Annotated in this window: 28 protein-coding genes and 1 tRNA gene; 14 read left to right on the forward strand and 15 right to left on the reverse strand. The window is 68.9% G+C overall.

Annotated features, from left to right (window positions below):
* Together AC3WQR_RS29170 and AC3WQR_RS29175 are read right to left on the reverse strand one after the other, a co-directional pair.
* The coding region (locus tag AC3WQR_RS29170) for a TPM domain-containing protein (RefSeq protein ID WP_492745443.1) at nucleotides 1–820 on the reverse strand (820 nt) is incomplete at its 3' end.
* A 12-nt stretch (nucleotides 821–832) separates the two neighbouring features.
* Nucleotides 833–1,432: a LemA family protein gene (locus AC3WQR_RS29175; RefSeq protein ID WP_172438430.1), complete on the reverse strand. Its 600-nt coding sequence runs from the start codon at nucleotides 1,430–1,432 to the stop codon at nucleotides 833–835.
* A 47-nt stretch (nucleotides 1,433–1,479) separates the two neighbouring features.
* On the opposite strand from AC3WQR_RS29175, the gene AC3WQR_RS29180 reads away from it, so the two are divergent.
* From AC3WQR_RS29180 to AC3WQR_RS29195, 4 genes are all read left to right on the forward strand, one after another.
* Nucleotides 1,480–2,283: a hypothetical protein gene (locus AC3WQR_RS29180; RefSeq protein WP_492745445.1), complete on the forward strand. Its 804-nt coding sequence runs from the start codon at nucleotides 1,480–1,482 to the stop codon at nucleotides 2,281–2,283.
* A gap of 52 nt (nucleotides 2,284–2,335) precedes the next feature.
* The gene (locus AC3WQR_RS29185; protein ID WP_062481770.1) at nucleotides 2,336–2,788 is read left to right on the forward strand and encodes a YybH family protein; all 453 of its coding nucleotides are present in this window, start codon (nucleotides 2,336–2,338) and stop codon (nucleotides 2,786–2,788) included.
* 81 nt (nucleotides 2,789–2,869) lie between these two features.
* On the forward strand, nucleotides 2,870–3,886 hold the full coding sequence (locus tag AC3WQR_RS29190; RefSeq protein ID WP_492745447.1) for a YheT family hydrolase: 1,017 nt from the start codon (nucleotides 2,870–2,872) through the stop codon (nucleotides 3,884–3,886).
* Entirely contained in the window at nucleotides 3,879–4,427 is a 549-nt protein-coding gene (locus AC3WQR_RS29195) for a DUF2946 family protein (protein ID WP_492745448.1), read from the forward strand. The genes AC3WQR_RS29190 and AC3WQR_RS29195 overlap by 8 nt, the downstream gene beginning before the upstream one ends.
* Nucleotides 4,428–4,518: 91 nt before the next feature.
* Here AC3WQR_RS29195 and AC3WQR_RS29200 read toward each other — a convergent pair whose 3' ends face one another.
* The 4 genes from AC3WQR_RS29200 to AC3WQR_RS29215 all read right to left on the reverse strand — a co-directional run bounded on the left by AC3WQR_RS29200 (nucleotide 4,519) and on the right by AC3WQR_RS29215 (nucleotide 11,135).
* Entirely contained in the window at nucleotides 4,519–5,124 is a 606-nt protein-coding gene (locus AC3WQR_RS29200; RefSeq protein ID WP_062481762.1) for a c-type cytochrome, read from the reverse strand.
* 115 nt (nucleotides 5,125–5,239) lie between these two features.
* A complete protein-coding gene (locus tag AC3WQR_RS29205) occupies nucleotides 5,240–6,664 on the reverse strand; it encodes an efflux transporter outer membrane subunit (RefSeq protein WP_492745450.1) in 1,425 nt (474 codons plus the stop codon).
* Nucleotides 6,657–9,824, reverse strand: a complete 3,168-nt coding sequence (locus AC3WQR_RS29210) for an efflux RND transporter permease subunit (RefSeq protein WP_070063807.1) — start codon at nucleotides 9,822–9,824, stop codon at nucleotides 6,657–6,659. The genes AC3WQR_RS29205 and AC3WQR_RS29210 overlap by 8 nt, the downstream gene beginning before the upstream one ends.
* A gap of 15 nt (nucleotides 9,825–9,839) precedes the next feature.
* Nucleotides 9,840–11,135, reverse strand: coding sequence for an efflux RND transporter periplasmic adaptor subunit (locus AC3WQR_RS29215; RefSeq protein ID WP_062481754.1), 1,296 nt, complete (start codon nucleotides 11,133–11,135; stop codon nucleotides 9,840–9,842).
* A gap of 179 nt (nucleotides 11,136–11,314) precedes the next feature.
* Here AC3WQR_RS29215 and AC3WQR_RS29220 point away from each other — a divergent pair, with 179 nt between their 5' ends.
* The 4 genes from AC3WQR_RS29220 (at nucleotide 11,315) to AC3WQR_RS29235 (ending at nucleotide 13,307) form a co-directional block, all read left to right on the forward strand.
* The gene (locus AC3WQR_RS29220; protein WP_139705040.1) at nucleotides 11,315–11,983 is read left to right on the forward strand and encodes a TetR family transcriptional regulator; all 669 of its coding nucleotides are present in this window, start codon (nucleotides 11,315–11,317) and stop codon (nucleotides 11,981–11,983) included.
* A gap of 42 nt (nucleotides 11,984–12,025) precedes the next feature.
* Nucleotides 12,026–12,100 (forward strand) — tRNA-Arg (locus AC3WQR_RS29225).
* 161 nt (nucleotides 12,101–12,261) lie between these two features.
* Nucleotides 12,262–12,489: a hypothetical protein gene (locus tag AC3WQR_RS29230; RefSeq protein WP_062481748.1), complete on the forward strand. Its 228-nt coding sequence runs from the start codon at nucleotides 12,262–12,264 to the stop codon at nucleotides 12,487–12,489.
* A gap of 89 nt (nucleotides 12,490–12,578) precedes the next feature.
* The gene (locus AC3WQR_RS29235; protein ID WP_492745454.1) at nucleotides 12,579–13,307 is read left to right on the forward strand and encodes a glutathione S-transferase; all 729 of its coding nucleotides are present in this window, start codon (nucleotides 12,579–12,581) and stop codon (nucleotides 13,305–13,307) included.
* 2 nt (nucleotides 13,308–13,309) lie between these two features.
* On the opposite strand, the gene rsmI is transcribed toward AC3WQR_RS29235, so the two are convergent.
* The gene (rsmI, locus tag AC3WQR_RS29240; protein WP_492745456.1) at nucleotides 13,310–14,266 is read right to left on the reverse strand and encodes a 16S rRNA (cytidine(1402)-2'-O)-methyltransferase; all 957 of its coding nucleotides are present in this window, start codon (nucleotides 14,264–14,266) and stop codon (nucleotides 13,310–13,312) included.
* Between the two features lie 46 nt (nucleotides 14,267–14,312).
* Between rsmI and AC3WQR_RS29245 the strand changes: the two genes are divergently transcribed.
* From AC3WQR_RS29245 to AC3WQR_RS29255, 3 genes are all read left to right on the forward strand, one after another.
* Nucleotides 14,313–14,684 (forward strand): YraN family protein, encoded by a 372-nt coding sequence (locus tag AC3WQR_RS29245; RefSeq protein ID WP_070063810.1) that lies wholly within the window; start codon nucleotides 14,313–14,315, stop codon nucleotides 14,682–14,684.
* An 85-nt stretch (nucleotides 14,685–14,769) separates the two neighbouring features.
* A complete protein-coding gene (locus AC3WQR_RS29250; protein WP_062482322.1) occupies nucleotides 14,770–15,411 on the forward strand; it encodes an SIS domain-containing protein in 642 nt (213 codons plus the stop codon).
* Nucleotides 15,408–16,202, forward strand: coding sequence for a BON domain-containing protein (locus AC3WQR_RS29255; RefSeq protein ID WP_062482325.1), 795 nt, complete (start codon nucleotides 15,408–15,410; stop codon nucleotides 16,200–16,202). The genes AC3WQR_RS29250 and AC3WQR_RS29255 overlap by 4 nt, the downstream gene beginning before the upstream one ends.
* A 30-nt stretch (nucleotides 16,203–16,232) precedes the next feature.
* Here the strand turns inward: AC3WQR_RS29255 and AC3WQR_RS29260 are convergent, their stop codons facing one another.
* From AC3WQR_RS29260 to AC3WQR_RS29270, 3 genes are all read right to left on the reverse strand, one after another.
* A complete protein-coding gene (locus AC3WQR_RS29260) occupies nucleotides 16,233–17,141 on the reverse strand; it encodes an NAD(P)-dependent oxidoreductase (protein ID WP_492737022.1) in 909 nt (302 codons plus the stop codon).
* Nucleotides 17,142–17,207: 66 nt separating this feature from the next.
* Entirely contained in the window at nucleotides 17,208–18,344 is a 1,137-nt protein-coding gene (locus AC3WQR_RS29265; RefSeq protein WP_062482331.1) for a PilT/PilU family type 4a pilus ATPase, read from the reverse strand.
* Nucleotides 18,345–18,373: 29 nt separating this feature from the next.
* Nucleotides 18,374–19,417: a type IV pilus twitching motility protein PilT gene (locus AC3WQR_RS29270; RefSeq protein ID WP_062482334.1), complete on the reverse strand. Its 1,044-nt coding sequence runs from the start codon at nucleotides 19,415–19,417 to the stop codon at nucleotides 18,374–18,376.
* Nucleotides 19,418–19,468: 51 nt separating this feature from the next.
* Here AC3WQR_RS29270 and AC3WQR_RS29275 point away from each other — a divergent pair, with 51 nt between their 5' ends.
* Complete coding sequence (locus AC3WQR_RS29275; RefSeq protein ID WP_492745458.1) at nucleotides 19,469–20,170, forward strand: YggS family pyridoxal phosphate-dependent enzyme; 702 nt, start codon at nucleotides 19,469–19,471, stop codon at nucleotides 20,168–20,170.
* A gap of 5 nt (nucleotides 20,171–20,175) precedes the next feature.
* Here AC3WQR_RS29275 and AC3WQR_RS29280 read toward each other — a convergent pair whose 3' ends face one another.
* The 3 genes from AC3WQR_RS29280 to AC3WQR_RS29290 form a co-directional block, all read right to left on the reverse strand.
* Nucleotides 20,176–20,913 (reverse strand): hypothetical protein, encoded by a 738-nt coding sequence (locus AC3WQR_RS29280; RefSeq protein WP_307588150.1) that lies wholly within the window; start codon nucleotides 20,911–20,913, stop codon nucleotides 20,176–20,178.
* Between the two features lie 96 nt (nucleotides 20,914–21,009).
* Nucleotides 21,010–21,477: an Lrp/AsnC ligand binding domain-containing protein gene (locus AC3WQR_RS29285; RefSeq protein WP_062478450.1), complete on the reverse strand. Its 468-nt coding sequence runs from the start codon at nucleotides 21,475–21,477 to the stop codon at nucleotides 21,010–21,012.
* 143 nt (nucleotides 21,478–21,620) lie between these two features.
* The gene (locus AC3WQR_RS29290) at nucleotides 21,621–22,076 is read right to left on the reverse strand and encodes a hypothetical protein (RefSeq protein WP_492745461.1); all 456 of its coding nucleotides are present in this window, start codon (nucleotides 22,074–22,076) and stop codon (nucleotides 21,621–21,623) included.
* Nucleotides 22,077–22,328: 252 nt separating this feature from the next.
* On the opposite strand from AC3WQR_RS29290, the gene AC3WQR_RS29295 reads away from it, so the two are divergent.
* Together AC3WQR_RS29295 and AC3WQR_RS29300 are read left to right on the forward strand one after the other, a co-directional pair.
* On the forward strand, nucleotides 22,329–23,603 hold the full coding sequence (locus AC3WQR_RS29295) for a Glu/Leu/Phe/Val family dehydrogenase (RefSeq protein ID WP_492687258.1): 1,275 nt from the start codon (nucleotides 22,329–22,331) through the stop codon (nucleotides 23,601–23,603).
* Nucleotides 23,604–23,707: 104 nt separating this feature from the next.
* Nucleotides 23,708–24,370, forward strand: coding sequence for a DUF2242 domain-containing protein (locus AC3WQR_RS29300; RefSeq protein ID WP_492745463.1), 663 nt, complete (start codon nucleotides 23,708–23,710; stop codon nucleotides 24,368–24,370).
* Between the two features lie 13 nt (nucleotides 24,371–24,383).
* Here the strand turns inward: AC3WQR_RS29300 and rocF are convergent, their stop codons facing one another.
* Nucleotides 24,384–25,310 (reverse strand): arginase, encoded by a 927-nt coding sequence (gene rocF / locus AC3WQR_RS29305; protein ID WP_062478437.1) that lies wholly within the window; start codon nucleotides 25,308–25,310, stop codon nucleotides 24,384–24,386.
* The coding region (locus AC3WQR_RS29310; RefSeq protein ID WP_492745466.1) for a prolyl oligopeptidase family serine peptidase at nucleotides 25,307–25,526 on the reverse strand (220 nt) is incomplete at its 5' end. The genes rocF and AC3WQR_RS29310, both read right to left, overlap by 4 nt.

Genomic DNA, 25,526 nt, shown 5'->3' on the forward strand with positions numbered 1-25,526 from the left:
AGCCACCCCCGCCGCCACCGCCGCCACCGCCTCGGCCGCCACGACCGGGGCCGAAGCCGGCAAGGCCCGAGAACAGCGAGACCATGAGCGCGATCAGCCCGGCGATCACCGCGATCACGGTGCTGGTCGTGAGGAAGAACGCGACCACGCCGATGCCGCCGCCCATGGCGACCGAGCCCATCGTCTTGCCCAGGATGGCGCGCGCGATCGGCGCGCCGACGAAGACGCCGACGAACAGGAAGATTGCGAGGTTCTCCCAGTCGAAGCCATCGCTGCTGCTGCCTCCGCTATTGCTGCGCGAAGGCTCGGGCAGCGGCTCGCCGTCGACCAGGCCGATGAGCCGGTCCACCGCCGCGTTCAGGCCGCCCGCGAAGTCGTTGTTGCGAAAGCGCGGCTTCATCTCCTCGTCGATGATGCGCACCGCTGCGAGGTCGGGCACCGCGCCTTCGAGCGTCTTGGCGGTGGCGATGCGCATCTTGCGATCGTCCTTGGCGACGATGACCAGGAGGCCGTCGCCCACGCCCTTGCGGCCGATCTTCCAGGCGTCGCCCACGCGCTGCGCGTAGCTCGCGATGTCTTCGGGCGCCGTGGTCGGCACCATCAGCACCACGATCTGCGAGCCCTTGCGCTGCTCGAAGGCCGCGAGCTTGGTCTCGAGGCCCGAGCGCTGCGCGGCGTCGAGCGTGCCGGTCTGGTCGATCACGCGCGCCGTGAGCGTGGGGATCGGCAGCAGGCCCTGCGCCAGCGCGGGCAGGCCGGCCCATGCGAGGGCCGCGATGAAGATCGCTGCCAGTGCGCGGCGGATCAGGGCTGCGGCCATCGGCGCCGCTTCTTACTTCTTGGGGGTGCTGAAGTCGACCGTGGGCGGCGTCGAGATCTGGGCTTCGTTCTGCACCGAGAAATTCGCCTTCGGCTTGTAGCTGAAGACCATGGCCGTGAGGTTGGTCGGGAAGCTGCGCGCGAGCACGTTGTACTCCTGCACGCTCTCGATGTAGCGGTTGCGTGCCACGGTGATGCGGTTCTCGGTGCCTTCGAGCGTCACGCGCAGGTCGCGGAAGGCCTGGTTGGCCTTGAGGTCGGGGTAGCGCTCGGCCACCACCATGAGCCGCGACAGTGCCGACGACAGCTCGCCCTGCGCCTGCTGGAACTTGTTGAAGGCCTCGGGGTTGTTGAGCGTCTCGGGCGTCACCTGGATCGAGGTGGCCTTGGCGCGTGCCTCGATCACCTTGGTGAGCGTGTCCTGCTCGAAGCTGGCTTCGCCCTTCACGGTGGCGACGATGTTCGGCACGAGGTCGGCACGCCGCTGGTACTGGTTGAGGACCTCGCTCCAGGCCGACTTGCTGGCCTCGTCGAGGGACTGGAACTGGTTGTAGCCGCATCCGCTGAGGGACAGGACGGCCGCGAGAATCAGGAACCAGCGCTTCATCATCATTTGCATTACCTCCGCAGAAGGAGGCCGAAGTTAGCATAGATGGGGTCATGGCCCTCGATCCCCTCCACGCCCTGCAGGCCGCGAACCGCGCGGTCCCACCGGCGGCCGCGCCGCCCGCCGGCACGCTGCTGATCGCGGGTGCGACCGGCGCGTTGGGCCAGGAGCTGCTGCACCGGCTCGCGGGCCGCCACCGCTTCCAGCGCACGCGTGTGCTGGCGCGCGAGCCCATGCACGACGGGCTGCCCGGCGTCGAGACGGTTCTGTGCCCGGCGTTGCCGATCGCGCAGTGGCCGCCGGTCGCGGCCGACGTGGCGGTGGTCGCCTTCGACCCGCCGCGCCTGTACCACGGCCGCGAACGCGCGCTGTGGCACCCCGAGCCCGCCGACCTGCCCGAACTGGCGCGCTGGCTGCGCGCCAGCGGCGTGCGCACGCTGGCCATCGTGCAGCCGCACGACCGCGGCCGGCTGCCCGAGGCGCTCAAGCGCGGGCTGGCCAGCCTCGACGAGCAGGCCGTGGTCGCCTGCGGCTTCGAGCGCGTGATCCTGCTGCGCTCGGCGCGCAAGCCGGCCGACGTGCGCCTGGCCAACCTCGGCGAGCGGTTGGCCGCCTGGATGCTGTCGATCATGCGGTTCATGGTGCCGGCCAACGAGCAGCCGGTGCGTGCGCCCAAGATGGCCGAGCTGGTCGACCTCGCGCTGCGCGTGGCGCCGCCCGGCGTGCACGTGGCCGCGCCCGAGATGGTGTGGCAGGCCGCGCAGGGCGCCACCGAGGCGGCGGCGCGCGCGTGGCTGATTCCGGCGTCCACCCCCGAAGCACCCACGGCCGGGTCGCCTGCTGCCACATGGCCGTGACATGGGCAGGGCAAAATCCGGCCTACCCCCTTCGCTCTCGCCCTTCACCGCCATGCCCAAGACCCCTTTCCGCGCCGCCGCGGCCATCGGCGGCACTGCCGACGATGTCGAGGCCGCCTTCTATGAAGCGCTGCAACGCGGCGATGTCGATGCGCTGATGGCCTGCTGGGCCGACGAGGACGAGGTGTTCTGCGTCCACCCGGGCGGCCCGCGGCTGGTGGGCGCGGTGGCGATCCGCGCGGCCTTCGAGCAGATGTTCGCCAACGGCGCCATCCATGCGACGCCGGCGCGCGTGCGCAAGATCGAGTCGCTGGCGAGCGCCGTGCACAACGTGCTGGAGCGCATCGAGGTGCTCACGGCCGAGGGGCCGCGCCATGCCTTCGTGCTGGCCACCAACGTGTATCACAAGACCGCGCAGGGCTGGCGCATGGTGGCGCACCACGCGAGCCCGGGCAGCGCGCGCGAGCCCGACGACGCGAACGATCCGCCGCAGGTCCTGCACTGAGTCCTGCTTCGAGCGATGGCCTCTCCCTTTCCTTCTTCCTCTTTCTCACCGAATTCCGCGTCGCCCGCCGCGCACGATGCGATGGGCTACGACGCCCCGCGCTGGCTGCCCGGCGGCAACCTGCAGACCATCTGGGCCGCGCTGTGCGCGCGCCGCTTCGACGGGCCCGCGCCGGTGTACCGCCGCGAGCGCTGGACCGCGCCGGACGGCGACTTCATCGACGTCGACTTCGTCGATGCGCCGCAGCCCGGCCCCCGGCCGCTGCTGGTGCTGTTCCACGGGCTCGAGGGCTCGTCGCGCAGTCACTACGCCGAGGCCTTCGCGGCTTTCGCTGCGTCGCGTGGCATGGCCTTCGCGGTGCCGCACTTTCGCGGCTGCAGCGGCGAGCTGAACCTCGCGCCGCGCGCCTACCACTCGGGCGACCACGAGGAGATCGACTGGATCCTGCGGCGCATGCACGCGCAGCACGTGGTGCAGGGCGGCGGCGGGCCGGTGCTGGCGGCCGGCGTCTCGCTGGGCGGCAATGCGCTGCTGCGCTGGGCCTGCGAGGCCGGCGAGAGCGCGCGGGCCTCGGTCGACGCGGTGGCGTCGGTGTGCGCACCGCTCGACCTGGCGGCGGGCGGCGAGGCGATCGGGCGCGGTTTCAACCGGCTGGTCTACACGCGCATGTTCCTCGCGACGATGAAGCCCAAGGCGCTGGCCAAGCTGGCGCAGTTCCCGGGTCTGTTCGACCGCGACCGGCTGATGGCGGCGCGCGATCTCTACGACTTCGACGACGTGTTCACGGCCCCGCTGCACGGCTTTCGCAACACCGACGACTACTGGGCGCGCGGCTCGTCCAAGCCGCTGCTGGGCGCGATCCGCGTGCCCGCGCTGGTGGTGAACGCGCGCAACGACCCCTTCATTCCGGCCCGCAGCCTGCCGGGGCCCAGCGAGGTCGGGTCGCACGTCACGCTGTGGCAGCCCGCGGGTGGCGGCCACGTGGGCTTTCCGCTTGGCCTGCCGCCGGGGCACGTGGGCGGAATGCCCGAGCGCGTAGGAGGGTGGCTGGCCCACCACCTCTCGTCGACGCGGGCGCAAAATACGGCCCATGGATGACATCGTCAAACAGGCATTGGCCAAGTGGCCGAACGTGCCGCACTGCTACGGCTGGCTGGGTCTGGACGCGCGCGGCAACTGGTACATGCGCGACGACCGCACGCAGGCGCAGGGCCCGTTTCGCAGCGCCAAGGGCTCGATGCTGCGGCACGACAAGCTGATCGACTTCATCCACCGCAACTACGAGCACGACGCCGACGGCCAGTGGTTCTTCCAGAACGGGCCGCAGCGCGTGTATGTCGAGCTGGAGGCGGCGCCGCTGGTGTGGCGCGTGGCGCAGCAGGGCGCGAACGCGTTCACAGTCACGGCCCACACGGGCGTGCCGGCCGAGGTGTCGGGCTGCCTGCTCGACGAAGAAGGCCGGCTCTATCTCGTGGCCCCGGCGGGGCTCGGGCTGGTGCACACGCAGGACGTGGGCATCGCCGCCGAGGCCGTGGAGCAGGGCGTCTGGACGCCGGAGCCGGTGCGCGCGGCCGACCTGCCGGGGCGCTTCGGCCATGTGCTGAGCCCGGTAGAACGCCATGCAGGCGTGGCTGTATAGCTACTGAAAAGATAGCAATCCGGATCGTCCGGACGTAAAAAAACCGGCCTGAGAGCCGGTTTTTTCATGGGCGCGAGGCGCCGTCGATCGCTTACTTGGCAGGCGCGCTGGCCGCAGCCGATGCCCCTTCGGCCGGCGCGGCGGCCGCTGCCGGACGGTCCGGCACCGGGAACTTGGCGCCACCGGCGTTGGCCAGGTACACCACGGCACGGCCGATTTCGATGTCTTCGAAGTCGCCGCCGCCCTGGGCGGGCATGGCGCCCTTGCCCTTGAGCGCGTGCTCGAGCAGCGTCGCGTAACCCTGGCCGATGCGCGGGCCCCAGGCTGCGGCGTCGTTCAGGTGCGGGGCGCCGGGGATGCCGGGTGCGCCGTGGCAGGCCACGCACTGGGCCTTGAACACGGCATCGCCAGCGGCCAGCGGCCGGTTGGCGTCACGGATCTCGATGGAGCCGACCTTCTTGAGGCGTTCGGCCACTTCACGGTCGCGCGATTCCTTGGTCACGCCGTAGAGCGCCATGTTGTCGCCCTCCGCGGTACCGGCGGGCTTGGTGCCCGAGACCACATAGGACACGAGGCCCACGATGATCAGGATCGGAATGATGAAAGAGAAAAATACCGCGAGCAGCAGTTGCTTCGGGTTCTTGATCGGGCCGGTATGGGCTTCTTCTGTGGCCTGGTTGTGCGGGTCTGCGCTCATGGCGTCCTCAATAACGGGGGGCTCGTCGGGGGCTTTTTCTAACCAACCGGCGATTATAGAGAGGCCCTTTGCCCGCGCGGGCAATTGACCTCTCCATATCGGACGCGCAGGTGTCTCAACCGTTGTTGCGTGTGGCCCAGCCGCCACCCAGCGTCTTGTACAGCGTGACCTGGTTCTGCAGCTGCAGCAGGCGCGTGGCCACGGCCGATTGCTGCGCCGTGAACAGCGAACGCTGTGCGTCGAGCAGGTCGAGCGCGCTGGCGATGCCGTTGCGATAGCGCAGGTCGGAGAGCTTGTAGCGCACCGCCTCGGCGTCGGCCTGCGCGGTCTGCGCGCGCGCCTGCTCGCCCAGCGTGGCGCGGCCCGCGAGCGCGTCGGCCACTTCGCGGAAGGCGGTCTGGACCGACTTCTCGTACTGCGCCACCGCGATCTCGCGCCCGGCCTTGGCCGAGTTGAGTCCCGCGATGTTGCGGCCCGCGTCGAAGATCGGCAGCGTGACCGTGGGCGCGAAGCTCCAGGCCTTGGTGCCGCGGTCGAACAGGTTCGAGAACTCGCTGCTCGCGGTGCCGATCGAGCTCGTGAGCGACACGCGCGGGAAGAAGTTCGCACGCGCTGCGCCGATGTTGGCGTTGGCCGCGATCAGCTGCTGCTCGGCCGCGCGGATGTCGGGCCGCTCGGTCAGCAGGTCGGAGGGCAGGCCGGCCGGCACGTCGGGCATCGGGCGGATGCCCGCGAGTCCCTTGGTGCCGCCGGCGGTGGCCTCGGCCGGCACCGGTGCGCCCAGCAGCAGGGCGAGTGCGTTCTCGTCCTGCAGGCGGGCGCGCTGCTGCTGCGCATAGGCGGCGCGCGCGGTCTCGGCCTGCGAGTTCGCGGCCTGGAAGTCGATCTCGGACGACACGCCGTTGTCGAAGCGCAGCTTGGTCAGGCGCACCGATTCGTCGCGCGTGACCATGGTCTGGCGCGTGATCTCGAGCAGCTCGTCGTCGGCCAGCAGCGTGAGCCAGCCGCTGGCCACGGCCGCGATCAGGCTGATCTGCGCGGCCTTGCGCGACTCTTCGGTGGCCAGGTACTGCGACAGCGCCTGGTCCTTCAGCGCGCGGATGCGGCCGAAGAAGTCGAGCTCCCACGCGGTGAAGCCGAAGTTGACTGCGTACTGCGAGGCCACGCTGCCCTGGCTGGGATCGATCGCCTGGTAGGCGTTGGGGCTCGAGCGCGAGCCCGTGCCCGTGAGGCCGAGTGCCGGGAACAGCGCCGAGCGTTCGATCTGGAACTGCGCACGCGCCTGCTCGATGTTGAGCACCGACACGCGCAGGTCGCGGTTGTTCGCCAGCGCCGTCTGGATCAGGCCCGTCAGGCGCGGGTCGGTGAAGAAGTCCTGCCAGGGCAGGGCGGCCGCAGCGGGACCCGACGGCTGCGCCGGGTCACCCGGGTAGGTCGTCGGCACCGGCGCCGCGGGGCGCTCGTAGGTCGGGATCAGCGAGCAGCCCGCCAGCAGCATCGCTGCTGCCAGCACGGTAGGGATCAGAGGTTTCTTAGTCATGGTGTGTGGTATCTCCCGTGATGCCGGCAGCTGCCGCATGCCGCTTGTCGGCCTCGTGCTGGCGCGCGCTGCCCTTGAACAGCGTGCGCACCACCACGAAGAACACCGGCACGAAGATCACGGCCAGGACCGTGCCGGTCACCATGCCGCCGAGCACGCCGGTGCCGATGGCGCGCTGGCTCGCCGAGCCTGCGCCCGAAGCAAGGACCAGCGGCAGCACGCCCAGGCCGAAGGCCAGCGAGGTCATGATGATGGGACGGAACCGCAGGTGCGCGGCCTCGAGCGCGGCCTCGACCACGCCGCGGCCCTGCGCCTGCAGGTCTTTCGCGAACTCGATGATCAGGATCGCGTTCTTCGCCGACAAGCCGATGATGGTGATCAGGCCCACCTGGAAGTACACGTCGTTGGAATAGGCGCGCAGCATCGTCGCCACCAGCACGCCCAGCACGCCCAGCGGCACCACCAGGATCACCGACAGCGGGATCGACCAGCTCTCGTACAGCGCGGCCAGGCAGAGGAACACCGCCAGGATCGCGAAGCCGTACAGGATCATGGCCTGCGAGCCGGCGAGCTTCTCTTCACGCGACTGGCCGGTCCACTCGAAGCCGAAGCCTTGCGGCAGCTGGCCGGCGAGCTTTTCCATCTCGGCCATGGCCGCGCCCGTGCTCTGGCCCGGCGCCGCGTCGCCGCTGATGCGGATGGCGGGGTAGCCGTTGTAGCGCACGGTCTGCGTGGCGCCCGAGACCCACTTGGTGGTCGCGAAAGCCGACAGCGGCACCGGTTGGCCCTTGGTGTTGACGGCGTTCAGGCGCAGCAGGTCGTCCGGCTGCATCCGTGCCGGCGCATCGGCCTGCACCACCACGCGCTGCAGGCGGCCGCGGTTCGGGAAGTCGTTGATGTAGCTCGAACCCAGCGAGGTCGACAGCGCGCTGTTGATCGCGTCGAAGCTCACGCCCAGGGCGTTGGCCTTGTCGCGGTCGATGTCGATCTCCAGTTGCGGCGCGTCTTCCAGGCCGTCGGGGCGCACCTGCGCGAGGATCTTGCTCTGCGAGGCCATGCCCAGCAGCTGATTGCGCGCGTTGATCAGCGCCTCGTGGCCTGCGCCCGCGCGGTCTTGCAAGCGGAAGCTGAAGCCGCTGGCGTTGCCCAGTTCGGGAATCGGCGGCGGGCTCAGCGGGTAGATGAAGGCGTCGCGGATGCCCGACAGCGCACCGAAGGCACGGCCGGCCAGCGCACTGGCCGAGTTGGCCGGGTCCTTGCGTTCTTCCCAGTCCTTCAGCGTCACGAAGGCGAGGCCCGCGTTCTGGCCCTGGCCGGAGAAGCTGAAGCCCATCACGCTCACGATGCTCTGCACTTCAGGCTGCTTCAGGATGAAGCCTTCGACCTGCTGCATCACCGACAGCGAACGCTCCTGCGTCGCGCCCGGGGGCAGCTGCACGTTCACGATGATGTTGCCCTGGTCTTCCTCGGGCAGGAACGAGCTCGGCAGGTGCGTGTAGAAGTACGCGACGGCGCCGATGATCGCGGCGTAGATCACGAGGTAGCGTGCGGCGCGGCGCAGGATGCGCGCGACCACGCCTTCGTAGCCCTTGGCCGTGCGCGAGAAGCCGCGGTTGAACCAGCCGAAGAAGCCGCGCTTCTCATGGTGGTGGCCGGCTTCCACCGGCTTGAGCAGCGTGGCGCACAGCGCCGGCGTGAGCGACAGCGCCATGAAGGCCGAGAAGCCGATCGAGGCCACCATCACCGCCGAGAACTGGCGGTAGATGTTGCCGGTCGAACCCGCGAAGAAGGCCAGCGGCACGAACACCGAGATCAGCACCACGGTCACGCCGATGATGGCGCCCGAGATCTGCTGCATCGCCTTGCGCGTGGCGTCGAGCGGCGACAGCCCCTCTTCGCTCATGATGCGCTCGACGTTCTCCACCACCACGATGGCGTCGTCCACCACGATACCGATCACCAGCACCATGCCGAACATGGTGAGCACGTTGATCGAGAAGCCCAAGGCGAGCAGCGTGGCGAAGGTGCCCAGCAGCGCGATCGGCACCACGATGGTCGGGATGATCGTGTAGCGCCAGTTCTGCAGGAACAGGAACATCACCAGGAACACCAGCGCGATGGCTTCGAACAGCGTCTTCACCACTTCGGAGATCGAGATCTGCACGAAGCGCGAGCTGTCATAAGGAATGTCCCACTTCACGCCCTTGGGGAAGTAGCGCTCCAGCTCGGTCATCTTGGCGCGCACGGCCTTGGCCGACTTCAGCGCGTTGCCGGTGGGCGTGGGCTGCACGCCGATACCGACCGCGGGCACGCCGTTCAGGCGCGCGGAGGTGGCGTAGTTCTGGCCGCCGAGTTCGACGCGCGCCACGTCCTTCAGGCGCACGGTCGAGCCGTCGGTGTTGGCGCGCAGCACGATGTTCTGGAACTGCTCGACGCTGTTGAGCTGGCCGTTCACCGTCACGGTGGCGGAGATCGCCTGGCCGGGGATGTTCGGCAGGTCGCCGAGTGTGCCCGACGCCACCTGGGCGTTCTGCGCGCGGATCGCGGCATTGACGTCGTTGGCCGACAGGTTGAAGCCTTGCAGCTTCGCCGGGTCGATCCAGATGCGCATCGCGTTCTCGGAGCCGAACAGCTGGGCCTGGCCCACGCCGTCGATCCGCTGCAGTTCCGGCACGATGTTGCGCGCGGCGTAGTCACCGAGCGCCACCGGGTCGAAGTCGGGGTTGTCCGAGGACAGCATCGCGAACAGCAGGAAGTTGTTGCGCGACTTGTCCACGCGCACGCCCTGCTGCGTCACGGCCGAAGGCAGCCGCGGCGTGGCGCGCGAGAGCCGGTTCTGCACGTCCACCTGCGCGAGGTCTTCGTTGGTGCCGGCCTCGAAGCTGATGGTGATGGCGCCGGTGCCGTCGGCCTGGGCCACCGATTCCATGTAGATCAGGCCGGGCGAGCCGTTCATCTCGCGCTCGATCACGGACAGCACGCTGTCCTCGAGGGTCTGCGCGGAGGCACCGGGGTAGGCGACGTTGATCACGATGGCCGGCGGGGCCACCGGCGGGTACTGCGAGATCGGCAACTGCGTGATGGCAACGCCGCCCACCACGATGATGAACAGTGCGATCACCCACGCGAAGATAGGTCGGTCGATAAAGAATTTGGCCATGCGAGGCGCTCCTGATTACTTCTTGTCAGCCGGGGCCGAAGCCGGGCTGGCGGCGGGTGCCGCTGCGGCAGCAGACGCTGCCGGTGCCGCGGGTGCAGCCGCGCCGTTCGGCGTCGGCTTCTGCCACGGCACCGCCTTCACGGGCGTGCCGGGCGGCATCATCTGCAGGCGCTGGAAGCCATCGACCATCACCTGTTCGCCGGCCTTCAGGCCGTCGAGCACCACCCACTGGTTGTCCTTGGCGGCGCTGATCTTCACGGTGCGCTGGCTCAACTTGCCGTCGGCGCTGACCACCGTCACGTGGTCGCCCTGCTGGGTGCGCGTGACGGCCTGTTGCGGCACCGTGATCGCGTTCGTCACCTGGGCCTGCTCGAGCTTCACGCGCACGTACAGGCCGGGCAGCAGCTCGCCCTTGGGGTTCGGGATCTCGGCGCGCAGCGTGACCTGGCCCGTGGTCGGGTCGACCGTGAGGTCGGAGAACAGCAGCTTGCCGTCTTGCCCGTAGTCGGTGCCGTCTTCGAGCACCACGCGGATGCTCGCGGCTTCTTCGCCGCTGGCACGCTTGTACTGGCCGGCGGCCACGGCGCGGCGCAGCTTGAGCACGTCGGAGGCCGACTGCGTGAAGTTCACGTACAGCGGGTTGATCTGCTGCACCACGGCCAGCTCGGTGGCGTCGCCCTGGCCGACCAGTGCGCCTTCGGTGACCAGCGCGCGGCCGATGCGGCCTGCGATGGGCGAGGTGACATCGGCGTAGCCCTGGTTGATCTTGGCGGTCTGCAGCAGCGCGCGGTTGGCGGCCACGTCGGCGTCGGCCGTCTTGGCGGAGGCCACGGCCGTCGCGTATTCCTGCTTGCTCACGGCGTTGGCTTCGACCAGCGGCTTGTAGCGGTCGGCCAGTGCCTTGGCCTGCACGGCGTTGGCTTCGGCGCGGGCCAGGGCGGCCTGGGCGTTCTGCGTGGCAGCCACCAGCGGTGCCGGGTCGATGCGGAACAGCAGCTGGCCGGCCTTCACGTCGCTGCCTTCGCGGAACTCGCGCTTGAGCAGGATGCCGGGGGTGCGGGCGCGCACCTGGGCGATGCGCGAGGCTTCGAGGCGGCCGGGCAGCTCGGTCACGAGGCCCACGTCGGTGGGCTTGACCGTCACCACGCCGACTTCAGGCGCCGGACGGGCACCACCGCCACCGCCGCCCGGTCCGGCCGGGGCCTCGCCCTTGCCGCAGGCGGCCAGGAACAGGAGGGAGACGAGGGCCACGGTCGCGAGACGCGGCGAAAACGACAAGGACGGTTGACGCGAGACATGCAGAAGAGGCATGTGATTCCTTTGATGCGAAGACGGGAGATGGCGCGTTTGCGGGAGAGATCCGTAAACCAGCACGGGCAGGTGGGCCATCCGAGAAGCGCGCTAGTTTACATACATTCATGGATGTATAGTGACAGCCATGCAATGGCCCCACGATACGCAAAGGGCGTTCGCTTTACAAATCAGGAGACTTGGTGGCACGTCGTACGAAGGAAGAAGCACTGGCGACGCGGAATCGATTGCTCGATGCCGCGGAACTGCTGTTTCAGGCGCAAGGTGTTTCGCAGACCACGCTGCAGCAGATCGCGCAGCAGGCCGGCGCGACCCGGGGCGCCATCTACTGGCACTTCAAGGACAAGGCCGATCTGTTCAACGCCATGATGGAGCGCGTGATCCTGCCGCTGGAGACGCCGCCCAAGAGCGACATCCCCGGCGATGACCCGCTGGTCGAGATCGAGGAAGGCCTGATCCATGCGCTGACGCTCATGGTCGCCGACCCGCAGGTGCGGCGCGTGTTCGACATCGCGACCCACAAGGTCGAGTACACGCACGACATGGCCTCGGTGCAGCAGCGCCACCTGGACGCGCGCAACGCCTGCGTGGTCGATTTCGAAAAGGCCCTGCGGCTGGCCGCGCGGCGCGCCCGCATCCGGCTGCCGTTGCCGGGTGCGGTCGCGGCGCAGGGCATGCACGCCCTGATGGGCGGGCTGATCCAGAACTGGCTGCTCGACCCCACGGCCTTCGACCTCGTGTCGACCGGCCGGCGCACCTTCCGCGTCTACCTGGCCGGGCTCGGTTTCTCGCGCACGCCGGCCGGTGGCGTCCCGACGGCGCACGACGCGGAAACCACCGCGGCCTGATAGGCCATAATGTGTGGCTCCGGTGCATTCCGGAGCACCCCTCTCGCTGTATTTCAACGGATAGAATTCGGCCCTCCGAAGGCTGAGATCCAGGTTCGATTCCTGGCGGCGGGACCACCTTCAAGACCGGAAATTCCGCAAGGGCTTCCGGTTTTTTCACTTCTTCCCCGACCCGGCGCGGCCTTGCAAGACAAGGCCGATCCGGAGATCCGCGCGACCGGGCCGTGACACGCCGTTGCACCCTGTCACCCGGACGCACGCATGTAAAAATTCCCCGCATGATGGAGCTCTCCGAACTGGACGAAACCAGCCTCGCAGCACACGCCGCCGAATGGCGTCGGCGCGCGCTGCGCGGCGAGAAACAGGCCCGCGGCATCGCACATGCCCTGGAGGCCGAGATGCGCCGCCGCTTCGGCGATTCGATTCCGCCGAGCCAGAGCGCCGACCTGGACACCCGCCCCCTCGCCCTGCGCCAGCCACCGCGTCCGTGGTGGAAGTTCTGGTGAACCGGCCGCGCGCCTTCGCTGCCTGATCTGACATCCCTCGCAGCCGGTCATCGGTTGCAGCGCCCCGTCGGCCCTGACACCATGGCCGCATGGCATACCAACTTCATTACTGGCCCACGATCCAGGGCCGTGGCGAGTTCGTGCGGCTCGCACTCGAAGCAGCGGGCGCCGACTACGTCGATGTCGCGCGGCTGCCCGCCTCGCAAGGCGGCGGCGAGTCCGCGCTGGGCCGCCGGCTCGGCGACCCCGGCAACCCGCGCGCCGCGTTCGCACCGCCGTTCCTTGTCGACGGCGACATCGTGGTCGGCCAGACCGCCGCGATCCTGCTGTACCTCGGCCCCAAGCTCGGGCTGGCCGGCATCGGCGAATCCGACGGCCTGTGGACGCATCAGCTGCAACTCACCATCGCCGACGCGGTGGCCGAGGCGCACGACACCCATCACCCGATCTCGACCGGCGACTACTACGAAGACCAGCGCGACGCGGCCCTGCAGCGTGCGCGCGCCTTCCGCGAAGCGCGCATTCCGAAATTCCTGAACTGGTTCGAGCAGGTGCTGCAGCGCAACCCTTCCGGCGACCTGCACCTGGTCGGCGACGTGTTGACCTATGCCGACCTGTCGCTGTTCCAGTTGGTGGACGGCCTGCAGTACGCTTTTCCGAAGGCCACCGCGCGAGCGCTCGCCGCCACGCCCGCGGTCGTGAAGCTGCACGCGAACATCCGGCGACGCCAGCGCGTGCACGACTACCTGCGCAGCCCGCGCCGCATTGCGTTCAACGAGGACGGGATCTTTCGGCGCTATGCCGAGCTGGACGGCTGAGGCTAGTCGTCGCCAGCTTCGTTGCGGATGCGCAGCGCCAGCTCGTACAGCGTGTTGCGCGGCGCACCGCTGATCTCGGCGGCCAGCTTGACGGCCGTCTTCACGGGCAGTTCCGCCAGCAGCAGGCGCAGCACGCGCTCGCCTTCCGCGCCGCCGTCGCCGCTCACCGCCACGGGATGCAGTACCAGCGCGAACTCGCCACGCGTGCGGTCGCGGTCGGCGCCGAACCAGTCGGGCAGCGCGCTGGCGGCCACGGTGGCGATCTCTTCGAACTGCTTGGTGAGCTCGCGGCCGACGGTGATGCGGCGCTCGCCCAGCACGGCAAGGGCGCGGGCCAGGGTTTCGATGCGGTGCGGCGCTTCGAGCAACACCACGGCGCGCGGCTCCTGCGCGAGGGCCTGCACGGCGGTGTCGCGCTCGCCGGCCTTGCTCGGCAGGAAACCCGCGAACACGAAGGCGCTGCTGTTGTGCGCGTGGCTGCTCTCGCCGCCGTCGGCCACGAGCCCGGCCGCGCTCACCAGCGTGACGACGCTGCTGGCGCCCGGCAGCGGCAGCACGCGCTGGCCGGCCGCGCGCACGGCGGCGGCCAGGCGCGCGCCGGGGTCGCTCACGCCGGGCGTGCCGGCGTCACTCACGTAGGCGATGCGCTCGCCCTGCGCGAGCCGCGCGACCACCGCTTGCGCGGCCTCGGCCTCGTTGTGCTGGTGCACCGCGAGCAGCCGCGCGCCGGGGCGGTCGATGCCGTAGGCGCGCAGCAGGCTTTGCGTGTGGCGCGTGTCCTCGCAGGCCACGGCGTCCACCAGCTGCAGCACATGCAGCGCGCGCAGCGTGATGTCGGCCAGGTTGCCGATCGGCGTGGCGACGATGTACAGCGTGCCCTGCGGATAATGCTGCGCGCCCGCGGCGTCGAGCGCGGCCGGCAGGGCCGCGCCGAAGGAAGCAGGGGCGAGTGAAGCCAAGAGGTTTCTCCGTAGGGCAGCGAAAACAAGAACAGGGCAGGGAGCCATGACGACAAGCACCACGACCACGAAGCATCGCGGCGATGCGGCGGAAGACGCCGCGCTCGACCACCTGCGCCAGGCCGGCCTCGTGCCGGTCGCGCGCAATTATCGAACGCCGGGGCGCGGCGGCGGCGAGGTCGACCTGATCATGCGCGATCCGCGCGACGGCACGCTGGTGTTCGTCGAGGTGCGCCAGCGCAGCGCGGCCTCGCACGGCGGCGCGGGTGGCAGCATCACGGCGGGCAAGCAGCGGCGCATCGTGCTGGCCGCGCGGCACTATTTGGGCCGGTTGCGGTCGCTGCCGCCTTGCCGTTTCGATGTGGTGCTGATCGAGGAGAAAATCACCTGGCTGAAAGCCGCCTTCGACGCCGGCTGACGCACTCGCCAGGGAACTGAAGCCTTGCTGAAGGCTCCACCACTCAAACGTCTTGTTTCACGACCCCCAGTTATCATCGCGCCCCATGCTCGAGCAACGGATTCAGCAGCACTTCATTGACAGTGCCGACCTCAAATACCAGACCGGCCCGGTCCTCAGCAAACCCATCTCTCAAGCGATGCAGGCCCTGCTGGCCTGCGTGACCAGCGGCGGCAAGGTGCTGGCCTGCGGGGCCGGCGTGTCGGGCCTGCTGGCCGCGCAGTTCGCATCGAACTTCGTGGGCCGCTTCGAACGCGAGCGGCCCGAGCTGGGCGCCATCGCGCTGCCCGGCGACACCACCGACCCGGCGGCCGACAGCCCGCAGGCCGCCGATGCCGACCGCTTCGCGCGCCAGGTGCGCGCGCTCGGCCAGGCCGGCGACGTGCTGCTGGTGCTCAGCGCCAGCGGGCAGTCGTCCGCGGTGCTGGCCGCCGTGCTTTCCGCGCATGAGCGCGACATGACGGTGGTGGCGCTGCTCGGCAACGCCGCCACGGGGCTGGCCACCGCGGCGCCCGGCGTCGGCGGCACCGGCGGCGCCATCGGCCGCGCGCTGCGCGAAACCGATGTACAGATCAGCGTGCCGCACGAGCGTGCGGCGCGCATTCACGAAATCCACCTGCTCGCGCTGCATTGCCTGTGCGACGGCGTGGATGCCCAGTTACTCGGAGAACAGGAAGTTTCCTCATGACCATGACGACCCTGACCAAGGCCTCGACCCAACGTTTCGCCCTGGCGCTCACCCTGGGCGCCGCCCTGGTGGCCGGACTGTCCGCCTGCGTGCCGCTCGTCGTGGGCGGCGCCGCGGTGGTGGGCGTGGGCATGGTGGCGACCGACCGCCGCAGCTCGGGCGCGCAGCTCGACGACCAGGGCATCGAGCTGCGCGCCGCGGCCCGCGTGCGCGACATCGCCAACGACAACATGTACGTGAGCGTCACCAGCTTCAACCGCCAGGTGCTGCTGACCGGCGCCGTCGGCAACGACGCCGACCGCCGTCGCGTCGAGGACGAGGTGAGCCGCGTGGTCAACGTGCGCTCGGTGGTGAACGAGCTCACCATCGGCGCCCCGAGCACCTTCCAGGACCGTTCGAACGACCTGTACATCACCGGCAAGGTGAAGGCCTCGCTGCTCGACGCCAAGGACATCTTCGCCAACTCCTTCAAGGTCGTGACCGAGCGCAGCACGGTCTACCTGATGGGCATCGCCACGCGCCGCGAGACCGACCGCGCCACCGAGATCACGCGCGGCGTGACGGGCGTGGCGAAGGTCGTGCGCGTGGTCGAGGTGGTGAGCGAGGCCGACCTGGCCGCGAGCCAGGCGGCCAACCAGTCCGCCGCGCAGCGCGGCGGCACGGGCCCCGCACCGGTGAGCAATGCGACGCCATCGACGCCGGGTGCTGCCTCGGGTTCGCGTGTGCCGTTGCCGCCGATGGAGCCGCTGCCCGCGCCGGCCGGTGGTGCAACGACCTCGCCGGTCCGCTGAAACCAAAAAGCCCGCTTCCGCGGGCTTTTTTCATTTGAGCCTGATGATCAGGCTCGAGGTGTCCCATCGCCTGCCGCCGGCCTGCTGCACGTCGGCATAGAACTGGTCGACCAGCGCCGTCACCGGCACGCGCGCGCCGTTGCGCTTGGCTTCGTCGAGCACCAGGCCCAGGTCCTTGCGCATCCAGTCGACGGCAAAGCCGTAGTCGAACTTGCCGGCGATCATGGTCTTGCCGCGGTTCTCCATCTGCCAGCTCTGGGCCGCGCCCTTGCTGATGACGCCGAGCACGGCTTCCATGTCCAGGCCGGCGCGCTGGCCGAAGGCGATGGCTTCCGACAGGCCCTGCACCAGCCCCGCGATGGCGATCTGGTTCACCATCTTGGCGAGCTGGCCCGCACCGCTCTCGCCTAGCAGCGTGACCGCGCGGGAGAAGGCCATCGCCACCGGCTTGATGCGCTCGAACACGGCCTCGTCGCCGCCGCACATGACGGTGAGTGCGCCGTTCTGCGCGCCCGCCTGGCCGCCCGACACGGGCGCGTCGATGAAGTGAAGGCCGCGCGCGAGCGCCGCCTTCGACAGCTCGCGCGCCACGTCGGCCGAGGCCGTGGTGTGGTCCACGAGCACGGCGCCGGGCTTCATGCCGGCCAGCGCGCCGTCGTCGCCCAGCACCACCGAGCGCAGGTCGTCGTCGTTGCCGACGCAGCAGAACACGATGTCCGCGCCAGCCGCGGCTTCGCGCGGCGTGGGGGCGTGGCGGCCGGGGGCGCCGAACTCGGCGACCCAGGCCTGCGACTTGGCGGGCGTGCGGTTGTAGACCGTGACCGTGTGGCCGGCCTTGGCCAGGTGCCCGGCCATGGGCCCGCCCATGACGCCGAGGCCGAGAAAGGCCACCGTCTGGGCGGGAACGGATTCGTAGGTGCGGGGGTTGATGCTGCTCATGGCCGACAGCTTAAAGCCAAAGAAAGAAACAAGGCCGGCGCACCGCGGGGCGCCGGCGGGGCGGCCTCAGACGATCGCGAAGTGCTCGGTGCCGGCCGCCAGGTCGGTGCTGCGCGCGCGCTGGCTGTTGAGCTTGATCTGCAGGCGCAGGTCGTTGGCCGAGTCGGCGTTGCGGATCGCCTCTTCGAAGTTGATCGCGTTGCCCTCGAACAGGTCGAACAGCGCCTGGTCGAAGGTCTGCATGCCCAGGTTGCGGCTCTTCTTCATGATCTCCTTGATCTCGCCCACCTCGCCCTTGAAGATCAGGTCGGAGATCAGCGGCGTGTTCAGCAGGATCTCGACGGCGGCCACGCGGCCCTGGCCGTCTTCGGTGGGCACCAGCCGCTGCGACACCAGCGAACGCAGGTTCAGCGACAGGTCCATCAGCAGCTGCGCGCGGCGCTCTTCGGGGAAGAAGTTGATGATGCGGTCCAGCGCCTGGTTGGCGCTGTTGGCGTGCAGCGTGGCCATGCACAGGTGGCCGGTTTCGGCGAAGGCCACGGCATGTTCCATGGTCTCGCGGTCGCGGATTTCGCCCATCAGGATCACGTCGGGCGCCTGGCGCAGCGTGTTCTTCAGCGCCGCTTCCCAGCTGTCGGTGTCGATGCCCACTTCGCGCTGCGTCACCACGCAGTTCTTGTGCGGGTGCACGAACTCGACCGGGTCTTCCACCGTGACGATGTGGCCGTAGGAGTTCTCGTTGCGCCAGTCGATCATCGCGGCCAGTGTGGTCGACTTGCCCGAGCCCGTGGCGCCCACCAGGATGGTGAGGCCGCGCTTGGTCATCGCCACGTCCTTGAGCACCTGCGGCATGCCCAGGCCATCGATGGTCGGCAGCTTGGCGGGAATGGTCCGCAGCACCATGCCGACCTTGCCCTGCTGCACGAAGGCGTTGACGCGAAAGCGCCCGATGCCGGTCGGCGAGATCGCGAAGTTGCACTCTTTGGTGCGCTCGAACTCGGCCGTCTGGCGGTCGTTCATGATCGAGCGCGTGAGCGCCAGCGTGTGCTGCGCGCCCAGCGCCTGCTGCGACACCTTGGTGACCTTGCCGTCGACCTTGATGGCCGGCGGGAAGTCGGCGGTGATGAACAGGTCACTGCCGTTGCGGCTCACCATGAGCTTGAGCAGGTCGTTGATGAACTGGCTGGCTTGATCGCGTTCCATGATGTCTGTGCTCCGGGTGGCTGTTCGAATCAGCCGGGGAAGTTTTCTGGGATCTTGGCCTTGCCGCGCGCTTCGGCGGCAGAGATCGTATTGCGGCGCACCAGCTCTGTCAGGTTCTGGTCGAGCGTCTGCATGCCCGAGCCCTGGCCGGTCTGGATGGTGGAGTACATCTGCGCGACCTTGGCCTCGCGGATCAGGTTGCGGATGGCCGGCGTGCCCAGCATGATCTCGTGCGCCGCCACGCGGCCCTGGCCGTCCTTGGTCTTGCACAGCGTCTGCGAGATCACGGCCTGCAAAGATTCGGACAGCATCGCGCGGATCATTTCTTTTTCTTCGCCCGGGAACACGTCGATGATCCGGTCGATGGTCTTGGCGGCCGACGAGGTGTGCAGCGTGCCAAACACCAGGTGGCCGGTTTCGGCCGCGGTCATCGCGAGGCGAATGGTTTCGAGGTCGCGCAATTCGCCCACCAGGATGGCGTCGGGGTCTTCGCGCAGGGCGGAGCGCAGTGCGTTGGCGAACGACAGCGTCATCGGCCCCACTTCGCGCTGATTGATCAGGCACTTCTTGGATTCGTGCACGAACTCGATCGGGTCTTCCACCGTGAGGATGTGGCCGTACTCGTTCTCGTTGAGGTAGTTCACCATCGCCGCCAGCGTGGTCGACTTGCCCGAGCCCGTGGGGCCCGTCACCAGAACCAGCCCGCGCGGCTTGAGCGCGAGTTCGCCGAAAATCTTCGGCGCGTTGAGCTGCTCGAGTGTGAGGATCTTCGAGGGAATGGTCCGGAACACCGCGGCCGCACCGCGCGCCTGGTTGAAGGCGTTCACACGGAAGCGCGCGAGGCCGTCGATCTCGAACGAGAAGTCGACCTCCAGGAACTCTTCGTAGTGCTTGCGGTGCGTGTCGCTCATGATGTCGTACACCATGGCATGCACGGCCTTGTGGTCCAGCGCATCGACGTTGATGCGGCGCACGTCGCCGTTCACGCGGATCATCGGCGGCAGGCCGGCCGACAGATGCAGGTCGGAGGCTTTGTTCTTGACGCTGAACGCCAGCAGTTGGGTGATGTCCACGGGGCTCCTCAGGCAGGCTTTAGTGACGTTTTGATACGAATTCGGAAGATTATGACGATGATTGGCGACGATCTCCAGCAAGTAAGGGCCCGGATCGACCAGGCCTGTGCGCAGGCCGGGCGCGACCCGGCGGCGGTGCGCCTGCTGGCGGTGTCCAAGACCTTCGGGCCGCAGGCCGTGCGCGAGGCGCACGCGGCCGGCCAGGCGGCCTTCGGCGAGAACTACGTGCAGGAGGGCCTGGACAAGATCGCCGCGCTGACCGACCTGCGCGCGGGGCTCGAATGGCACTGCATCGGCCCTCTGCAGAGCAACAAGACGCGGCCCGTGGCCGAGCAGTTCGACTGGGTCCACAGCATCGACCGCCTGAAGATCGCCGAGCGCCTGTCGGCCCAGCGCCCGGCCCACCTGCCGCCGCTGCAGGTGTGCCTGCAGGTCAACGTGGACGGAGGCGCGAACAAGTCCGGCGTGCCGCCGGAAGAAGCCTTGGCGCTCGCGCGCGCTGTGGCGGTCTTGCCACAGCTGACGCTGCGCGGGCTCATGGCGATCCCCGAACCCGCGCCCGATTTCGCGGCGCAGCGCGAACTGTGCCTGCGCGCCCATGCGGTGTTCGAGGCGATCCGTGCGGCGGGCATCGCGCTGGACACGCTGTCGCTGGGCATGAGCGGCGACCTCGAGGCGGCGGTCAGCGCCGGCAGCACGATGGTGCGGGTCGGCACGGCGATCTTCGGCGGGCGGGTGAAGGCGCCCGCATAGGCAGGTCAGGGGGCGGCGGCTGTCTTCTGGACGCGCTTCAGATCCTGGGCCACCGAATCGGCGATGTCCGAGGCGCTCTTCTCAAGGCGGCTGGCGCTGGCCTTGGTGTCCGCCATCAGTGCGGCGAAGTCGGGAAAGGTCGTCTTCGCTTCCGTGTTGCGCCACCCTTCGGCGAGAGGCTTCCAGCCGGCCGAGTGGTAGCCGCGGTAGATCGGCTTCGTCTTGTCCTTGCCCAGCAGGACCACGACCGAGGTGATCGTCGGCAGGTAGACGCCCACCCGAGGCGGCGAGACGAAGCCGACCATCGTGGGGGACACCACGAGGATCGCGTCCGCGGGGCTTTCGAGCTTGTCGAACGCGAGCGTGTAGCCGCCATTGGCTTCCACCCACGGCGCGTCCTGTTCGGTGACGGCATAGCCCTGTGCCTCGAGGCGCGTGGCGAGCTGCTTCACCAGCAGGGTGTTGATCGCCGTGCCCTGTGCCTTGTAGGCCGCCGACAGCGTGTCCTGCTTGCTGGACTGGTCAGCCGCCGCAACCAGGCCGCCGATCAGGCCGAAGGCCATGCCGGGATGGCCCATGTTGAACACCGTGTAGGTCTTGGGCTCCGGCACCTTGACCACGGCAATCGACTTGATTTCCACCAACCGTTCGAGCGGCGCGTCGATCTTCGGTACCGGGCCCACGCAGGCGCCCAGCAACAAGGTTGCAACCAGGACGACCGCCGATCCAATGCGTTTGAACATTCCCTCGCTCCGTTGTGTTGATATGGCGGAGCATTCTGGGTAAGCAACAAAAATGTTTCAATAGGTACTGACGTTGCAGCCCTCGGGCTGCAACAGTCAGACCCCCAGCGGCAAGCGCGCGCTGCTCTTGACCTCTTCCATCACCGCATACGTGCGCGTCTCGCGCACCCCGGGCAGCTGCCACAGCACCGTGCCCGCGAACTCGCGGTAGGCGGCCATGTCGGCCATGCGGGTCTTGAGGAGGTAGTCGAAGCCGCCGGCGACCATGTGGCATTCCATGATCTCGTCGCGCACCTGCACGGCGGCCTTGAACTGGTCGAAGACGTTGGCGGTGGTGCGGTCGAGCAGCACCTCGACGAACACGGTGAAGCCGCGACCCAGCTTGTAGGGGTCGAGGCGGGCCTCGTAGCCCAGGATGAAGCCGTCGCGCGTGAGGCGCTGCACGCGCGCCAGCACGGCGGTGGGGGACAGCGCGACCGCCTCCGCCAGCTTGAGGTTGGTGATGCGGCCGTCTTCCTGAAGGATCTTCAGCAGGCGCAGATCGATGCGGTCCAGATCAAGCATTCGAGGATTATCCGGCGCACACATCGATCGACTGCAAGAAATGCGGCCTATTTGCCACGGCCATAGGAGATAGAACCAAGGAAATGCCGTTGGACTACCCTTTCGCAGTCGTTTGAACTACCGAAAGCCGTGGGTTAGCGCATTCAACGCACCGTGGTCGAGCCCGGTGCGGCAGCCTGGCGGCCCGAGAGCTGGTCGACCAGCGCGCCGTAGGCCGGGCCTTCGCGCAGCTTGGTGTAGGCAGCCTGGGCTTCGCGGTAGCCGGGGCGCGACGTGTCGGCGCCGGCTTCGCCCGACTGCTGCGCGGCCAGGCCCGAGCGGATCCACAGCTGCGTGTCGGCGGCCACGGCGGCGCGGCTGTTGGCCGAGACCACGACCGGCTCCTGGCCCATGTTCTCGTTGTAGCCCTGGGTGGGCGCGGTCTTCAGCCACTGCTGGGCATCGGCCGTCACGGCGGCGCGCGTCGTCGACGACGCGAAGGGCGCGGGACGCGGGTCGCCTTCGGCGTAGTTGCCGGCAAAGCTCGGCGCGGCCACGAGGCCCAGCAGGGCGGCGACGGCCGCGGTGTTCAGAAGGCGGGTGGTGGCAGACAGCTTCATGTTCGTTCACTCCTTGAGGTGGTTGCTTGGTTGGTGAGAACGACTGTACGAAGCGCATCCACGCGACCGATAACGTCTGGATGACGGTTTTGTCATGTGCGTATCCACCTGCATCGGGCCGCGCCGAGAGGGGCCGCAAGGGGCCTTCCAACTTCTCTTGCATAACCGCCATCGCGGCATGCATAAGCCATGGCGCGCGGCCCTCAGTCGGAATATCGTTGCGCCCATCCATTCCAACCAAGGGAATCTTCCATGAACGAGAAACTCTCCTTCGTCAATCCGACGGCCAACAGCCCCTGGGGCACCTACTTGTCGCAGGTCGATCGCGTCGTGCCGTACCTCGGCCCGCTGGCGCGCTGGGTCGAAACCCTCAAGCGCCCCAAGCGCGCGCTGATCGTCGACGTGCCGATCGAGATGGACAACGGCACCATCGCCCACTTCGAGGGCTACCGCGTGCAGCACAACATGAGCCGCGGCCCAGGCAAGGGCGGCGTGCGCTTCCACCCCGACGTCACGCTGGAAGAAGTGATGGCGCTGTCGGCCTGGATGACCATCAAGACCGCGGCCGTGAACCTGCCGTACGGCGGTGCCAAGGGCGGCATCCGCGTCGACCCGAAGAAGCTGTCACTGCAAGAACTCGAGAAGGTCACGCGCCGCTACACCAGCGAGATCGGCATCATCATCGGCCCGCACACCGACATCCCCGCGCCTGACGTGAACACCAACGCGCAGATCATGGCGTGGATGATGGACACCTACTCGATGAACGTCGGCGGCACCGCCACCGGCGTGGTCACGGGCAAGCCGCTGCACCTGGGCGGATCGCTGGGCCGCGTGAAGGCCACCGGCCGCGGCGTGTTCGTCACCGGCCGTGAAGCGGCCCGCCGCCTGGGCATGGACCTGCGCGGCGCGCGCATCGCGGTGCAGGGCTTCGGCAACGTGGGCTCGGTCGCGGCCGAACTCTTCGTCGAAGCCGGCGCCAAGATCGTCGCGGTGCAGGACCACACCGGCACCATCGTGAACACCAACGGCCTGGACCTGGCCCAGCTGGTGCCCATCTCGCGCACCGACGGCGTGGTCGGCTTCAAGGCCGGCGGCGACATCGTGCCGAACGAAGACTTCTGGGACGTGACCTGCGACATCCTGATCCCGGCCGCCCTCGAAGGTCAGCTCACGGCCGAACGCGCCAAGAAGACCACCGCCAAGCTGGTGCTCGAAGGCGCCAACGGCCCGACGGTGCCCGAGGCGGACGACATCCTGGCCGAGCGCGGCGTGCTGGTCGTGCCCGACGTGATCTGCAACGCCGGCGGCGTGACGGTTTCGTACTTCGAATGGGTGCAGGACTTCTCGTCCTTCTTCTGGGACGAGGACGAGATCAACGTGCGCCTCGATCGCATCATGATGAACGCGCTCAACCAGATCTGGGACACGGCCGACAAGCACAAGATCCCGCTGCGCACCGCCACCTACGCGGTCGCCTGCGAGCGCATCCTGATGGCACGCCAGGAACGCGGTCTGTACCCCTGAAGTCGGCGCTGGGGCTTTCAGGGCCTTTCGGGAACCCCCGGCCCGCCGGGGGCTCGAAGCGAAGCCGCCGGTTGGTTAGCATCCGGTGTCCTTCCCGCCCTGCCATGCCCCCCACCTCTTCTGCTGCCTTCTTCTCTTCGCCGGCCCGCGTGCCGGCGTTTCTGTTCCCGAGCCTGCTGTCGGCCCTGTTGCTGGCCGGCTGCGGCAGCTTCGGCACTGGGCAGGCCTACGAGCCCGAAGACTTCGACTCCACCACCACCCACACGCGCAACTACGCCGCCAGCGAGGCGCAGACCTGCGAGGCGGCGCGCCGTGCGCTGCTGAGCCAGGGCTACATGGTCACGGCCGCCAACGCCGACCTCGTGACCGCGCGCAAGAGCTTCCAGCCCGCGGCCGAAACGCACGTCGAGGTCGAGTTCCGCGTGGTCTGCGCGCGCGAAGGGGGCGTCGGCCGCAGCACAGTGGCCTTCGCGACCGCGCTGCAAGACCGCTACGGCCTGAAGAAGGGCAGCAACTCGGCCAGCCTGGGCGTGGGCGCCATCGGCTCGCTCTCGCTGCCCTTCGGCGGCAGCAACGAAGCGATGGTCAAGGTGGCGAGCCAGACGCTCACCGACGAGCGTTTCTACGACCGCTTCTTCACTCTGGTCGAGCGCTTCCTGCAGGGCGGCGGCCCCGACATGCCGGCCGATGCTGAGGACGCACCGAAGCCCGCCACGCGCCCCGCCGCCACCACCTTCCCGGTGGCGCCGTCGCCCAACCGCGGCTGACCAGGCTTCGCGCTCAGCGCACCAGCGTCGACTTGCCGAACAGGCTCTCGATCAGCTCCACCGCCACCTCGGCCGTCTGGTTGCGCACGTCGAGCGCGGGGTTGAGTTCCACCACGTCGACCGAGCCGAGCCGGCCCGTGTCGGCGATCATTTCCATGCACAGCTGCATCTCGCGGTAGGTCGGCCCGCCGCGCACGCCCGTGCCCACGCCGGGTGCGTCGGCCGGGTCGAGGCAATCGAGGTCGAAGCTCACGTGCAGGTGGGTGTCTTCGTCCACGTCCTGCAGCGCCTCGGTCATGGTGGTGCGCATGCCGTTCTCGTCGATGTGGCGCATGTCGAACACGTGCAGTCCCAGCGTGCGGATCGCTTCCTTCTCGTCGGCGTCGACGCTGCGGATGCCGATGAAGCGGATGGCGTCGTGCGCCAGCGCCGCGGGCTCGCCGCTCCAGCCCGTGAGGTCCGCCGGCCCGTGGCCCAGCAGGCACGACACCGGCATGCCGTGCAGGTTGCCGCTGGGGCTCGTGGTCTCGGTGTTGACATCGGAGTGCGCATCCAGCCACAGCACGCGCAGCTTCTTGCCGCGTTTTCGCGCATGCCAGGCCACGGCGCTGATGGAGCCGATCGCCAGGCAGTGGTCGCCGCCCAGCATCACCGGCACGTGGCCGGCGCCCAGCGCGGTGTCGACGGCGGCGTAGACCGAGCGGTTCCATGCGATCACCTCGGTGAGGTGGCGCAGCCCGTTGGCCGGCGGCGCCCATGGCGTGGCCGGGCCCGCGAGGTTGCCGCGGTCGAGCACCGTGAAGCCCTGGCCCGCCAGCGCCTCGGCCAGGCCGGCCACGCGCAGCGCGTCCGGGCCCATGCCCGCGCCGCGCACGCTGGCGCCGATGTCGGTCGGCGCGCCGATCAGTTCGAGGGTGGTTGTCCCGGTGCTGCTGTTCATGTCGGTCTCCCGATGTGGTGCCAGAGGTAGGCGTAGCCGAGCGCATCCATGAAGGCGGACGCCTTGTTGTCCGCGGCGGCGCTGTGGCCGCCTTCCATGTTCTCGTAGAAGCTGCTGTCGTGCCCCTGCGCGAGCAGCTTCGCGTGCATCTTGCGCGCATGCACGGGCCCCACGCGGTCGTCGCGCGTGGAGGTGGTGAAAAGGGCGGGCGGGTAG

It is taken from the genome of Variovorax sp. FW305-3-2-15-B-LB1 (assembly GCF_058787635.1).

Excerpts from the sequence above, each read along its gene's own strand:
- AC3WQR_RS29175 (WP_172438430.1), bottom strand. The coding sequence starts at position 1,432 with ATGATGATGAAGCGCTGGTTCCTGATTCTCGCGGCCGTCCTGTCCCTC.
- AC3WQR_RS29180 (WP_492745445.1), top strand. The coding sequence starts at position 1,480 with ATGGCCCTCGATCCCCTCCACGCCCTGCAGGCCGCGAACCGCGCGGTC.
- AC3WQR_RS29185 (WP_062481770.1), top strand. The coding sequence starts at position 2,336 with ATGCCCAAGACCCCTTTCCGCGCCGCCGCGGCCATCGGCGGCACTGCC.
- AC3WQR_RS29190 (WP_492745447.1), top strand. The coding sequence starts at position 2,870 with ATGGGCTACGACGCCCCGCGCTGGCTGCCCGGCGGCAACCTGCAGACC.
- AC3WQR_RS29195 (WP_492745448.1), top strand. The coding sequence starts at position 3,879 with ATGGATGACATCGTCAAACAGGCATTGGCCAAGTGGCCGAACGTGCCG.
- AC3WQR_RS29200 (WP_062481762.1), bottom strand. The coding sequence starts at position 5,124 with ATGAGCGCAGACCCGCACAACCAGGCCACAGAAGAAGCCCATACCGGC.
- AC3WQR_RS29205 (WP_492745450.1), bottom strand. The coding sequence starts at position 6,664 with ATGACTAAGAAACCTCTGATCCCTACCGTGCTGGCAGCAGCGATGCTG.
- AC3WQR_RS29210 (WP_070063807.1), bottom strand. The coding sequence starts at position 9,824 with ATGGCCAAATTCTTTATCGACCGACCTATCTTCGCGTGGGTGATCGCA.
- AC3WQR_RS29215 (WP_062481754.1), bottom strand. The coding sequence starts at position 11,135 with ATGCCTCTTCTGCATGTCTCGCGTCAACCGTCCTTGTCGTTTTCGCCG.
- AC3WQR_RS29230 (WP_062481748.1), top strand. The coding sequence starts at position 12,262 with ATGATGGAGCTCTCCGAACTGGACGAAACCAGCCTCGCAGCACACGCC.
- AC3WQR_RS29235 (WP_492745454.1), top strand. The coding sequence starts at position 12,579 with ATGGCATACCAACTTCATTACTGGCCCACGATCCAGGGCCGTGGCGAG.
- AC3WQR_RS29245 (WP_070063810.1), top strand. The coding sequence starts at position 14,313 with ATGACGACAAGCACCACGACCACGAAGCATCGCGGCGATGCGGCGGAA.
- AC3WQR_RS29250 (WP_062482322.1), top strand. The coding sequence starts at position 14,770 with ATGCTCGAGCAACGGATTCAGCAGCACTTCATTGACAGTGCCGACCTC.
- AC3WQR_RS29255 (WP_062482325.1), top strand. The coding sequence starts at position 15,408 with ATGACCATGACGACCCTGACCAAGGCCTCGACCCAACGTTTCGCCCTG.
- AC3WQR_RS29260 (WP_492737022.1), bottom strand. The coding sequence starts at position 17,141 with ATGAGCAGCATCAACCCCCGCACCTACGAATCCGTTCCCGCCCAGACG.
- AC3WQR_RS29265 (WP_062482331.1), bottom strand. The coding sequence starts at position 18,344 with ATGGAACGCGATCAAGCCAGCCAGTTCATCAACGACCTGCTCAAGCTC.
- AC3WQR_RS29275 (WP_492745458.1), top strand. The coding sequence starts at position 19,469 with ATGACGATGATTGGCGACGATCTCCAGCAAGTAAGGGCCCGGATCGAC.
- AC3WQR_RS29280 (WP_307588150.1), bottom strand. The coding sequence starts at position 20,913 with ATGTTCAAACGCATTGGATCGGCGGTCGTCCTGGTTGCAACCTTGTTG.
- AC3WQR_RS29285 (WP_062478450.1), bottom strand. The coding sequence starts at position 21,477 with ATGCTTGATCTGGACCGCATCGATCTGCGCCTGCTGAAGATCCTTCAG.
- AC3WQR_RS29290 (WP_492745461.1), bottom strand. The coding sequence starts at position 22,076 with ATGAAGCTGTCTGCCACCACCCGCCTTCTGAACACCGCGGCCGTCGCC.
- AC3WQR_RS29295 (WP_492687258.1), top strand. The coding sequence starts at position 22,329 with ATGAACGAGAAACTCTCCTTCGTCAATCCGACGGCCAACAGCCCCTGG.
- AC3WQR_RS29300 (WP_492745463.1), top strand. The coding sequence starts at position 23,708 with ATGCCCCCCACCTCTTCTGCTGCCTTCTTCTCTTCGCCGGCCCGCGTG.
- rocF (WP_062478437.1), bottom strand. The coding sequence starts at position 25,310 with ATGAACAGCAGCACCGGGACAACCACCCTCGAACTGATCGGCGCGCCG.